13 protein-coding genes and 1 rRNA gene are annotated in these 12,649 nt (G+C 39.9%); all 14 read right to left on the bottom strand.

Annotated elements, in window-relative coordinates:
* Positions 1 to 343: 343 nt before the first annotated feature.
* The 14 genes from ACYQ03_RS07100 to rrf all read right to left on the bottom strand — a co-directional run bounded on the left by ACYQ03_RS07100 (position 344) and on the right by rrf (position 12,593).
* On the bottom strand, positions 344 to 982 hold the full coding sequence (locus ACYQ03_RS07100) for a bifunctional 4-hydroxy-2-oxoglutarate aldolase/2-dehydro-3-deoxy-phosphogluconate aldolase (RefSeq protein WP_459908793.1): 639 nt from the start codon (positions 980 to 982) through the stop codon (positions 344 to 346).
* A gap of 78 nt (positions 983 to 1,060) precedes the next feature.
* Positions 1,061 to 1,843 carry an IclR family transcriptional regulator gene (locus ACYQ03_RS07095; protein WP_459908791.1) on the bottom strand — a complete coding sequence of 261 codons (783 nt, stop codon included), beginning with the start codon at positions 1,841 to 1,843 and terminating at the stop codon, positions 1,061 to 1,063.
* Between the two features lie 168 nt (positions 1,844 to 2,011).
* Complete coding sequence (locus ACYQ03_RS07090; protein WP_459908789.1) at positions 2,012 to 3,304, bottom strand: nickel pincer cofactor-dependent isomerase, group 22; 1,293 nt, start codon at positions 3,302 to 3,304, stop codon at positions 2,012 to 2,014.
* Between the two features lie 14 nt (positions 3,305 to 3,318).
* Complete coding sequence (locus tag ACYQ03_RS07085) at positions 3,319 to 4,599, bottom strand: TRAP transporter large permease (protein WP_459908787.1); 1,281 nt, start codon at positions 4,597 to 4,599, stop codon at positions 3,319 to 3,321.
* A 5-nt stretch (positions 4,600 to 4,604) separates the two neighbouring features.
* Positions 4,605 to 5,081, bottom strand: coding sequence for a TRAP transporter small permease (locus ACYQ03_RS07080; protein ID WP_459908786.1), 477 nt, complete (start codon positions 5,079 to 5,081; stop codon positions 4,605 to 4,607).
* Between the two features lie 63 nt (positions 5,082 to 5,144).
* Positions 5,145 to 6,185: a TRAP transporter substrate-binding protein gene (locus tag ACYQ03_RS07075; protein WP_459908785.1), complete on the bottom strand. Its 1,041-nt coding sequence runs from the start codon at positions 6,183 to 6,185 to the stop codon at positions 5,145 to 5,147.
* A gap of 277 nt (positions 6,186 to 6,462) precedes the next feature.
* Complete coding sequence (locus ACYQ03_RS07070) at positions 6,463 to 7,482, bottom strand: zinc-dependent alcohol dehydrogenase (protein ID WP_459908783.1); 1,020 nt, start codon at positions 7,480 to 7,482, stop codon at positions 6,463 to 6,465.
* Positions 7,483 to 7,504: 22 nt separating this feature from the next.
* Positions 7,505 to 8,275: an SDR family NAD(P)-dependent oxidoreductase gene (locus tag ACYQ03_RS07065; protein WP_459908782.1), complete on the bottom strand. Its 771-nt coding sequence runs from the start codon at positions 8,273 to 8,275 to the stop codon at positions 7,505 to 7,507.
* 66 nt (positions 8,276 to 8,341) lie between these two features.
* Positions 8,342 to 9,046, bottom strand: a complete 705-nt coding sequence (locus ACYQ03_RS07060; RefSeq protein WP_459908781.1) for a YczE/YyaS/YitT family protein — start codon at positions 9,044 to 9,046, stop codon at positions 8,342 to 8,344.
* Positions 9,047 to 9,277: 231 nt separating this feature from the next.
* Entirely contained in the window at positions 9,278 to 9,604 is a 327-nt protein-coding gene (locus ACYQ03_RS07055; protein ID WP_459908780.1) for a hypothetical protein, read from the bottom strand.
* Between the two features lie 362 nt (positions 9,605 to 9,966).
* Positions 9,967 to 10,482, bottom strand: coding sequence for a nitroreductase family protein (locus tag ACYQ03_RS07050; protein ID WP_459908779.1), 516 nt, complete (start codon positions 10,480 to 10,482; stop codon positions 9,967 to 9,969).
* 77 nt (positions 10,483 to 10,559) lie between these two features.
* Positions 10,560 to 11,324, bottom strand: coding sequence for an acyl-[acyl-carrier-protein] thioesterase (locus tag ACYQ03_RS07045; protein WP_459908777.1), 765 nt, complete (start codon positions 11,322 to 11,324; stop codon positions 10,560 to 10,562).
* Between the two features lie 123 nt (positions 11,325 to 11,447).
* On the bottom strand, positions 11,448 to 12,227 hold the full coding sequence (locus tag ACYQ03_RS07040; protein ID WP_459908776.1) for an MBL fold metallo-hydrolase: 780 nt from the start codon (positions 12,225 to 12,227) through the stop codon (positions 11,448 to 11,450).
* 249 nt (positions 12,228 to 12,476) lie between these two features.
* Positions 12,477 to 12,593: ribosomal RNA gene (rrf, locus tag ACYQ03_RS07035) — 5S ribosomal RNA — on the bottom strand.
* Positions 12,594 to 12,649 lie beyond the last annotated feature (56 nt).

Raw genomic sequence — 12,649 nt, 5'->3', positions numbered from 1 at the left:
TCACAAACCGCTGATGAAAAAAAGGGGGTGTGTAGGGGATATTACATCAGCGGGGGGTGCTATCGTTATCCCCCGTTCGCTCCTGAGCTCCACGCCGATAACTCTAAGACTCGTTCCGGGTGAAATTGGGGTCGCCTTAGATTCGACGTCCTGTCTCAACTAAGGCTGCGCGCTCGTCCTTGAGCGCGCCCCCCGATTTCACCCTCCACTCGTCAAGAGTTATTAACGGCGCTCCGCCAAAGTCGCTCAGGGGGATAACGATAGTACTTGCTAATTCGACTAATTTGTTTTTTCATAAAAAGCCCAAGACCCTCTCCCAAGTCTCCTTAAGCTACTCTGATGGCTAATACAAGGCACCCTCCTGTCTAACTGTCTGTACAATTTCAAGATATTCCTTAGCCCTTGCTATAACCTCTCGGGATCCTCCTGTCCGCATAGCCTTAAATAAATCGGAGGTGCCCAAGGAAACGGCGCCGGCCCTTAAAAAGTCAGCAGCATTGCTAATGTTAACTCCGCCAACCGCCATCATCTGGGCCTGGGGATATGGTCCTAAAATGTTTTTAAAATATTGGGTTCCCAATACTCCGGCTGGAAATATTTTAACCATCTGGGCTCCCCAGCGAATAGCCTGGATGACTTCAGTGGGCGTCATCGCACCTGGAACTACAGGCCTACCATAAAGATTTCCTACCTCAATAACTTCCTGTGAAAGATGGGGGCTAAGAATAAACTGGGCCCCTGCAGAAATGACTAAGGAGGCTGTTTCTTTATCTAATACAGTACCTGCACCCACAAACATTTCCTCACCAAAGTAGGCTCTCAATTGGCTAATCATATCAATAGCTCCGGGAGTATTGCAGGTTACCTCAACCGCTTTAATGCCACCCTCCTGTAGAGCACTTACATAAGGTAATAACTCTTCTTTTTCAATTCCGCGGATGATAGAAACAACTCCAGTTTCCTTTACACAATCAAAATTCACTAATGCTCACCCCTTATTCTCAAACCTGTATATTTCACTATATAAAACACTGTTCCAGATAATGAAAGAATAAAGCCTCTAAGGGCAATATCCCAGACGGTAAGAAATCTTTAACCCCGCCTCCTTGATCTTGGCTGCTAGCTCTGGAACCCTTTCTCTTGTTACCCGGGATTCCGGTCCTGCAATACTGATGGAAGCAATGACCTGACCAGAATGGTCCCAAACAGGTGCTGCAACACATCTAATACCTAATTCGTTTTCTACCTCGTCAATTGAATAACCTTGGAGTCTAATTTCTGCCAAATGTTTTATCATTTCATCTATATCTGTAATGGTATTAGGTGTTTTACGAGGCATACCCTTTTCCTTAAGCATTTTTACAACTTCTTCCTGAGGTAAGAAGGCCAAAATAGCTTTGCCAACACCCGTACTGTGTATCGGACCCCTACGTCCAATTTGTGAGTACATGCGAATGGTACTAGGACATTCCACCTTGTCGATGTAAACAATCTCTCCCTGCCTTAGCACACATAAGTGCACAACCTCGTTGGCAAATTGCATAAGCTCCTCCAGAAAAGGACGGGCCTCTTGGCGTACTTCCATATTGGTCAACATCTTGTTACTTAGTTCAATTATTTTTAGACCAAGCTTATACCTCTCAGTGTCAGAGTCTTGCTCCACAAATCCCCTCTGGGCTAAAGTTGCTAGGAGGCGGTGAACAGTGCTTTTATGCAGGTCTACTTCATGGGCTAACTCAGTTACTCCCAGTCCCTTTTGGTAGCTTCCTAAGACTTCTAAAATTTTTAAAGCCCGTTCCAGTGACTGAACAGTTTGTCCATTACGCGTGGTCAAAGCTTCCACCCCCTTTCGTCAAATTGATAAGTCCTATTAGTTTCTCTTTTGTTCTAATTATCTTCCCAACAATTTAAGGAGAATTTTCTATAAAGACTGTTTGCAAAAATGACAATTCTATTCATTTTACAGAGATAGGACAATTCTCCTTAACACAGTACAAATTTACCTTTTTAATTAAAGCTTGTTTGTTAAATTTCCGGATTTATCATAATGAAAGGGCGCCAGTTCACCTAATACCTCAATCTGCGGATGGGCCATTGCTTCGGCCAGTAGTCCCTCCGAAATATAGATTTCTTCCAAATGCAAAGTATTCTTAATGCGCACTATCTTAAGCTTCTCCGACTGTAAACAGTAGGAAGTTTTAATGGCACACCGAATGGCATAGTCATCACTACGCATCACCATAGGTATACGCACCGTAGGTGGGAAAGCCGCTGTTAGAGCGTTAATATATGTCTTGGCCATAATAAAGCTATCATATAAACGCATGGTTGTGATATCGGCTGGTGCTACGCCATTACCATTACCTTCAGTCTTATCACTCAAACCCAGTACCACAATTCTCTCTGTTTCCAACTCCCCTTTAGCAAAGGTTGTGGAGAAACGACCTGTGACGTTGGGATCCATACCATCACCGCTGATATCCTTGCCTATCTCATCCACAACTAAAATATCCAGTGGGTTAAAGAGAATCTTTGGCATTAAAACCTTGGCTTTCTCCAAGAGCTTTGGCTCCACTTCCAAAATCTCATCTACTGGGACAGCATGAATTTCCGCGGTTTGATCATAGGCATTTTCTAAAATGGCAAGGCCAAAGAGTAAATTAGCCTTTTCAAAGGTCACTTTACTGGCGGGTATAAGTTTTTGATCAAAATGATTCATACCTAACTGGTGGCAAGACTCAGCCCCCTTTTGTTTGCCTAAACCAATCACACTCATCTTAACAATGCCACTTTCTATGACACCACGAAAAGCAGTGTGGGGCTTAATGCGGTTAATGATAATAACCCCGTCGGCTCCTAATACATACTTGTCCACGAAGACCGGCAGACCATTGGCTTCACCAATCTGCTCTACCTCCATTGAGGAAAGAATCGGTACTTCCATAGCCTCCTCGGTAATACCTAAGGTCTCCAGGACTTCTTTCTGTCCTTCAGCAGTGGCACCACCATGACTACCCATAGCCGGAATGATAAAGGGCTCAACACCCTGGGTTTTTAGAAAATCAAGGGTAGTTTTAGTGATTTGAGCAATATTAGCAATGCCACGGCTACCCACTGCCACTGCCACCCGCATTCCTGGACGAAGCCGATGCTTAATTTTCTCTTTATTTAACTCCTCTAATACAGCGGTTTCAACACTTTCAATTTGGGGAGCTTGAAAGATTTGGCGTACTTTAACAAACCGGGGAACTGAGACTTCATCTAAGATTCTTTCGATTTCTGAAAAATCACCTAGTATTGGCATTATAAGTAAACCTCCTAACTAGTAAACCAACCTAAGGGAACAAGTACCAGCTCTGGGAAGAGAATCAGTAAAATAAGTACTGTTATCTGTGCCAGCAGGAAGGGCCAGATCTTTTTCACCAAATCTACCAAGGTTACTTGCCCTGCACCGCAGCCAACATAAAGAACGGTACCAATGGGGGGAGTAATCAAACCTATACAAAGGTTAAAGATCATAATTAGACCAAAGTATACAGGATCAATGCCAGCTTTCAAAATAAGCGGCATAAGTACAGGAGCAAAAATTAGAACAGCAGGTGTTAAATCCATGACCATACCAATCAAGAATAACAATATATTAATAGATACCATTAAAGCTAATTTATTCTCGGTTAGTCCTCCGAAAAGCTCGACGATCTGTTGAGGTATTTGAGCAACGGTTAATAACCAAGCCACTGCCATGGCAGCGGAAGCAACAAACATTACCACAGCTGTAGATTTTGCTGCTGCCACAAAAATTGTGCGTAAATCATTTATTTTCACATCTTTATATATAAACATAGATACAAGTAACGCATATACTACCGCTACGGCGCCAGCCTCGGTAGGTGTAAAAATACCAAATCTGATACCACCCACAATAATTACAGGCATTAGCAAGGCCCATATGGATTCCCTAAAAACTTGGATACTTTCAGCCCTAGTATATTTTTTGCCCTGTCCATAATTATTCTTTTTAGCGATAATTGACCAGGTAAACATTAGGGCCAAGGCTATTAATAGACCAGGTACGATACCGGCCATAAATAACTTAGTTATAGAAACCCCCGCAGTAACCCCAAAGACAATCATAGGAATGCTAGGAGGGATAATCGGCGCAATCAAACTGGAACTGGATACCAGAGCAGTGGAAACATCTCTTCTGTATCCCTCTCGAGCCATTAAGGGAATTAAAATACCACCAAGGGCAGCAGCATCTGCCACAGCACTACCAGATAGGCCTGCAAATAAAATACTTGCTAACACCACTACATATCCTAAGCCACCCTTAATTCTACCAACTAAAACCATTGCAACTTCAACAATCTTCTTAGAGAGGGAACCATGTCCCATAATTTCTCCGGCCAACATAAAGAAAGGTATCGCCATCAAAGGGAAATTATTGGCACCATATACCATGTTTTGTGCAATTATTTGAGCATCAAAATTACCTAAAAACACCATAAGCACTATGGCGCAAAGCACAAGTACCACGGCAATGGGAATACCCAGTGCCAGCAAAAAAAACAGGCTACCAAAAAAAACTCCTAATGCCATAGCCCTTACCCACCTTTACAAACTTTAATTATTTTATTAATTGTCATTAAACCGATCATTACTGCAGCTATTACATAGGAAACAGATATAAAGGAAAAAGGAATACCAGTAGCCGGACCTAGGGACGATATCGAGAGTACGGTAAATCCTATCCCACCTTGGGCCATCACAATAACTGCAATGAGAACAAATAAATAGCCGATAATCTCAACCACTTTCTTTGTAACGCCTTTCAAACGAGAAGTAATAAGATCTACACCAACATGCTGATTATCCTTATAAGCAGTGATAGCACCTAAAAAAACAGTCCAAACAAAGAGGTAACGGGCTAATTCTTCACTGGGTGGGAAGGTTGTCTCAAAGAAATACCTTAGAATAGCATTTATAAATACCAATAACACCATGCCTGCCAATGAAAAAAACATTAAATATTCAACTAACTTATCTACACCACGACCAATCTTGGAAAAAGTTTCGGACATTTTTGTCACCACCGTATTTTAATTGTGCTGCCTCCCTTTAAAGGGAGGCAGCAGATATTGGTCTTACTGTACTGCCATGATCTTTTCAGCCATCTCTTGGGTACCGGGATAGGTTTTGTAGAACCATTCTTGTACTGGTTTTTGAGAATCTATCATTTTTTGCTTAAAGGTTTCATCGGGAAAGACAACAGTCAGGCCCTTTTCCTTCAAGAATTCGATATCTTTTTGTTCAGATTCCTCCAATAGTTTCCACTCATAAGCTGCAGACTCGTTAGCAGCCTTTTGTACAACTTCTTGAAGTTTGGGATCTAGGCCTTGCCAGAATTTCTCGTTAACCATATATAGGTTAGGAGAGAACAGATGGCGAGAGTCAACTACATATTTTTGCACTTCGTACATACCGGATGCTTTCAAAGTTGCATAGGGGTTTTCCTGACCATCGATTACGTTTTGCTCTAATGCAGTAAATACCTCAGAGATTGGCATGGGCATGGGGTTAGCACCAAGGCCTTTAGCCATTTCTATATAGATTGGGTTGTTGGGAATTCTTAATCTGAGTCCTTTAATATCCTCGAATGTTTCAATGGCTTTGTTGGAAGATACAACCCGGAAACCATTGGCAGTCCAAGCTAGGGTGCGGGTACCCATCTTTTCTTCCATTCCTTTAACTATTTCTTTACCAAGTTCACCATTGAGTACCTTCTGTGCATGGGCATAATCACGGAATAAGAGAGGCATTTCTGTTAAACCAACCATTGGCAGGTCTTTGGCAATCAAACCACCGGTAACACACATTTCTACACTGCCATTTTTTGTGCCATCAATAAACTGTTCTTCGGAGCCCAGTGTAGCGTTGGGGTAAATCTCCACTTTAATTTGTCCGTTGGATTCTGCTTCAACCATGGGCTTAAATTTCTCTTTTAAGGCAATATTCTGTGGGTGTTCTTCAGCAAAGTAATGGGCTACTTTTAGGGTGATGGTTTTGCCTTGTTCAGAGGAGGCAGCATCCTTTTTCTCTTCGCCGCCACCACCACAACCAGTTAAGAAAATACTGAATAACATAATACTCAGAACACTAATGGCAATTTTAGATAGCTTTTTCATTTTTGACCTCCTTAAAAATATCAATTTTTTCAGATTTTAATCCACAACAGTTAATTAATTAAAAACTCACCTCCCTAGCGTTTAAGTAAAGAAACTTTTGGAATCACGGCAGATAAATTGCGATTATATTTTTGTTGTTTCACTTTATGAAACTTCGTTTTAATAGGTAGCTAAAAAAGAATCGCAATTTGTTATATTCACTATTTCTATAAATTTCCCAAAATTCCTTCATAATAGTTTCATTGTTTGAAACATTGTTTTATTTTTTTGCAAAGTATTAAGGCGCGAATAAAATCTTCATAGAATTTGCAGTGCTTAGCATCAAATCGAAGCCTTCTTGGGCTCTTTCCAGGGGAAACTGATGGGATATTACATGTTCTATCTCTTTTAACTGTCCTAGCATATGCAATGCCACTTCATAATCTCTAGGTTCATATACTCTGACACCGATAATAGAAAGTTCTCTAAAATTAACTGCCTGTAAATCAATTTTGCTCGGTTCTTTAAAAACACCAACAACCACTATCTGACCTGTAATCTTCACTATGCGGGTGGCTAACAATGCCGTGGCAGGAGCACCTGCAGCCTCATAGACTATATCGACACCGTTTCCCCCAGAAAGCTTAAATACTTCTTCTTCTGGATTATTGGCCGAATCTAACACTTTGAAACCCAGGCTTCTGGCCAATTCACGTCTGCTTTCGCTGATCTCACAAACAATGACCTCTGACGCACCAGCATATCTGGCAGTAATTGCAGTAAGTAACCCGATGGGACCGCCTCCCAGCACGGCCACAGTATCACCTGCCTTTAGGGCAGATTTCCTAATAGCATGAGATGTAACAGCAACAGGTTCTACCAAACAGGCCAGATCCAGCGGTAAATTAGAAGGTAGTTTTACTACTTTGGTAGCCTCAACTTTAACATATTCTGCAAAACCACCATCAATATCAATCCCTACCAGCCCCAAACTCCTACAAACATGGGCATTTCCAGTTAGACAGGGTTGGCAATGGCCGCAGGATATTAATGGGTTTACTGTTACTCGATCGCCTACCTGGATAGTACTTTCAAATTCTAAACAGGTTTCAATCACTTCACCTGTAAATTCATGACCCATGATCAGAGGTGCTTTGGCCCGTGGGTGTTTTCCTAAATAGATGCCCAGATCAGAGCCGCAAATTCCAGCATAATGTACTTTGATCAGTACTTCACCGGAGTTTAAGGTAGGCCTTGGCACCTCCTGTAATACTAGCTGTTCCTTCCCCTGCCAAACAACTGCTTGCATGGTTTTCATTTGTTGATAAACCTCCAATCACTTATAGTGCCATTGATAAAAAACCACCATCCACTTCAATGGTCGTTCCTGTAATAAAATTAGATGCATCAGAGCAAAGGAAAACCGCTGCACCTACTAAGTCCTCTGGCACGCCTAACCTTCCCATGGGTGTACGAGCGATGATTTTTTCATAGGTTTCTTTTTCGGATAACATTTTTTCATTTAGGGCAGTTTTAAAATACCCTGGGGAGATACAGTTTACATTGATCCCATGGGCTGCCCATTCAGCAGCTAATACTTTTGTTAGCTGTAGCACAGCTCCCTTACTGGCACAATAGGCAGCAGAGCGAGTAATGCCCAAATGTGACCCTAGGGAAGCAATGTTAACAATTTTCCCATAATTCTGGGCTAGCATTTTTTCTCCCACCAGCTTGCAGCAGAGAAAGGTTCCCCGTAAATTAACGGCAATCACATGATCCCATTCCTCAGCAGTTAATTCTGTTACTGGTTTTTTGTAGTTTATTCCTGCTGCATTAATCAGAATATCAATGTGACCAAACCTAGCCATAACTTCCTCTACTAAGCTTTGAACCTCTTCTTCCTTGGTTACATCTACAGTAGTTAATAATGATTGCACACCCTGTGCCTCGATCTCCCTAACAATATTCTCATTACGTTGTTTACTCCGGCTAACTGGTATGACGTTAGCCCCTGCTCTGGCCAAACCTAAACTTATGGTTTTCCCTAGTCCACCACCGCCTCCTACAAAAATAGCAACCTTTCCTGTTAAATCGAAACTTTCTAGCCCCATAGTACCACCCCCATTGCAATATTGGCGTTTCATAATTTGAAACACAGTTTCAGTTGATGTTTATATTTAATTATTCGATATATTCGATCCTTTTCCTTCACCAGTCTTTGGGTTTTTTATTATAGATAACCAATCAATAAACCAGCTTTGCTTGCCACACCAATAAAAAAAAGATAAAAACATTTGCGTAAACCAGCCAATTGTAAGGGAAAATATTAATGTCCCTAGGCCAATTTTACCTCCCAACAGGAAACCTATTGTCACCACGAACAATTCTAGAATAGTTCTTACTAATCCAATGCTCCTACCAGTTGCTTGATGAAGAGCCATCATCAAACTATCCCTTGGTCCGGTTCCCATGTGAGCTGATATATAAACCCCTGTTCCTAGACCACAACCAAGGATACCAACTAAAAGGTACAGATACTGCTGATAGTGTGCAACGGTGGGTGGGATATAGTTTCCAGAAATAATAAAATCAATAAATATGCCACCTAAGAGCATATTCAAGATGGTACCAAAACTTGGCTTAATACCCATTGGGTAAGAGAGAATAACACATAACAGACCAGTAGCAATATTTACTTGACCGAAGGTTAGGGGTATGTACTTTGTTAAGCTAAGATGAAAAACATCCCAAGGACCTAGACCCAGGTTTGACTCTAGAATTAGCACAATAGAGAATGCACAAATAAATAACCCTAAAGCAAACCAGATCAACTGTAATAGGAAAAGGATTACTTTTTTGATGTTAATATAATTGCTCGTCATTATAGACTCCTGCCTGATTAATATAATATTTGCTAATACATATTTTAACAGTCTTAATAATGAAAATAAATAAGCCATCAGTCAAAAACTCTTTACAATATTTTAAATTTAAAATAAATTATAATCACTATCCCCATTCATTTTTTCTTCCCAGATATAGATAATAATCTAGGGACCATACAAAAATTATAAGGCCAATTATTCCTTATTACAGGAATAATTGGCCTTATACTATTTATACTGGGCTACTCCATTTTTATAACCTTGTAAATGAACTGTACCAAAGCTATGATTCTTTTCTTTTAATTGTTCTAACCACTCCAGAAAATCCTCGTAATCAAAAACATAGACATTCCGGTCCTCAAAATATCTAATCAGCAATTGGTAATCTACAAAATCTACCTGATGATGACGATGATTATGATAATAATAATCATAATCAACATAATCAAAGTAATAGGTTTTATGCACCTCTGGTGCATTGCCGGCTAAAGCAGCCGAACTAAAGGAAAACATAAGTACAGCAGCCATTAAAACTACAATAAATGTTCTTTTCAACCTTTTACCCCTTTCTAGATGCTTAATATATTAATTACTGAGACATGAATTGAGTATAACAAATTTTATTGAATTTGTAATTGAATGTTTATAGGTAATACTTTTGATATTTTCCTTTATTAACAAATTACTCTTTATCCTCCAGAAACTACTTTAGCAGCATATATAATAGCGATGAACAAAATTCCTGGTGGTATAGTATTAATCATTGGTATTGAAAGTTTTGTACTTGTCACCAATAACACACTTATTAAATAAATTAGTTATTCAACACCCAGCACCAATATAAGAAAACCCTACAGTAATTTTCAACTGTAGGGTTGCTGAATTTAAAAATTTATGCCACTTGACAGTTAATGATACTAGACGATTTCAGATATTTCAGGTACTTCCTTTCGGGGAGTTGATTTAGGGACTTCAACTGGGTAACCTATAGGAATAATGGCTACAGGCCGACGGCCCGGTGGCATTTCTAAGGTTTCTTGAACCTTTTCCTCATTAAAGGCTCCTACCCAGCAGGTACCTAGCCCTTCCTCCAATGCTGCCAGCATAATATTTTGAACCGCCGCAGCCGTATCCTGTAAACAATAAAGTTCTGCACCACGTTCTTGGTATCTTTTGGCAGATAAGTCAGGCTCAGCGCATACTACAATGCATAAGGGCACATCAGATACATGCTGCTGACCTAAGGCATCTTGGGCCAATTTCTGTCGCTTAGCCTGATCTTTAACCACATAATAAAACCAGGGCTGAATATTCCCCCCAGAAGGTGCCCAACGGGCAGCTTCCAGCAGTTTATTTATAATATCATTAGGTACTTGGCGAGAAATAAATTTTCTTATTGAACGACGATTGGTTATGGCTTCATAAACATTCACTTTAGACCACCTCATTAAGTAAGATAACCTACAATTGTTATCTAATATTAATCATAATATTATTTTCTCATTTGATTTCATATCTTATTCGATCTTTTAATCCAATGTGTTTTAGCAAAAGCTAAATCGTACCCTTTGTCCTTCTCTTTTATGATATGGGCAAAGGTAGTACTGGGCAATTCTTCTACAGTTTGACTAGTAGCAGATATTACTGAACCCATTCCAACTTCTCTTTTATACATAATCTCAAATGATGGCATTATATATTCATGATATATTTCATTGGGTACTGTTTCTAGTACCCATCCCAAATAAACGGTATTATTGACATGCTGATTGGTATCGATATCACTTCTCCTAACATAAAACTCCTTTAAAACTTCTGGATTTTCCACATAATATATCTCACCAAAGGGTTTCTCCATCACTTCTTGTAATTCCAACCCATAGGGGATCATATATTTATCCGGTATTCTAATTGGCCTTTTCTTTTCGATGTTAAGAAATATCCATAGGCTTGTAGCCCGCCCCAGTATACCACCCTTTAAATCTTTAATATAAAAATTCCTGGTGGCATAAAAACGTTCAAAACTGGACGGCCATGTTTCCACTATTACTTTTTCATTACTTTTGGGGTATCTTTCCACCTGTACACTCCATCTATTTAAAACCCAGGCAATCCCTTCAGACTTCAACCTATTTATACCCAATCCCACTGCATCCGAATGTGCAATAGCAGTTTCTTCCAAATATTTGAGAACAGTTACGGGAGTTGCCTCCTGGTACTGATTAATCTCATAATAATGAACTTCAAATTCTTTCTCAAAACGTTTCTTATGCATTTTGCACCACCTAATCTATTTAAACAAAATAGTAAAATTTTGATAGAGTATACATCGTAAGTCAGTAACAATATCTACAAATTAAAATCTTGCCCAGTAATATAACTCTTTATTAGTTTCTTTTTACCTTTTCTTAAGTGTAACATTACTCCACTCTCCAGGTTTGCGTGGAGGTGCCGCTACCAGTTGAATATCCTTCATTAAGTTAGCTTTAGCAGTTCGTAACGCCAGCTCTGGTTCATTATCCTCTTCACTTAAATGGGCCAATGTGACTAGGCTGCACTGAGCTAATCTTAAATCAACTAAGGCTTGACTACACTGATTATTGGACAAATGCCCATTGGGACCCAGGTTACGTCTTTTGACATAATATGGTTTACTAGAGTTTTGGTACATAACCACATCATGGTTGGACTCTATGTATAAATAGTTAACTGATTGAAAGGCTTCTAAACATTGTTCAGGTACGTAACCAGTATCTGTTAAGTAACCCAAGCTTTCATTACCATCACTAATGAGGAAACCAACGGTCTGTACATCATGAGACAGTTTAAAGGGAGTAACCTGAAGGGTATCTATAAATTCAAGCTGCTCCATTTGCAGTGTAAGCAGTTTTGGTACCCTTTTAAATTGATAGTTTATATTTAGTTCTTTTAATACACCGCTAGTAGAATATATAGGTACTTCTTTTTCCGCCAGTATGTAATTGAGACCATATGTATGATCAATGTGGCAATGTGTAACCAGTACAGCATCGATATCTTTTACTGTCATTCCAACGTGGTTAAGAAAAGGCTTAATATCTCTTTTTCTCAGACCACAGTCCACCAATATACAAGTATGATTGTCTTGAATAACCACACTATTGGCGTAACTGCAAGATGAAAGCGAGCAAAATCTCAAAATATTTGTCCTCCAGTTTAGCTTGAATAGTTTAGTTCTAATCTTAGTGCCAGATGTTTAATAAATCAAATGTTGAATTACCTTCGTCTTCTAACATAATTTTACCTTTTAATAAGATATAATAAAACCCTTCATTCGATTCATTTGACTATCACCACATTATGCGACAGCGAGCCGTCCCCGCTGTCGCATAAAATATCTAAATACAACAAAACCACAGTGATTTCTCACTGTGGTTTCTAAAAATTACTCTGGCGACGACCTACTCTCCCAGGAGCGCTAGCTCCAAGTACCATCGGCCCTGGAGGGCTTAACTGCTGTGTTCGGGATGGGAACAGGTGTACCCCCTCCGGTATCGCCACCAGAAACTTTATACTATTGGGTAATTCTTCAGGTCGGCCATAAGCCTTGGGCCTTGCGCC

The organism is Desulfotomaculum defluvii (assembly GCF_054657375.1).
Note: the sequence above shows the minus strand (reverse complement) of the source record. Positions and strands in the feature narration are given on the sequence as shown.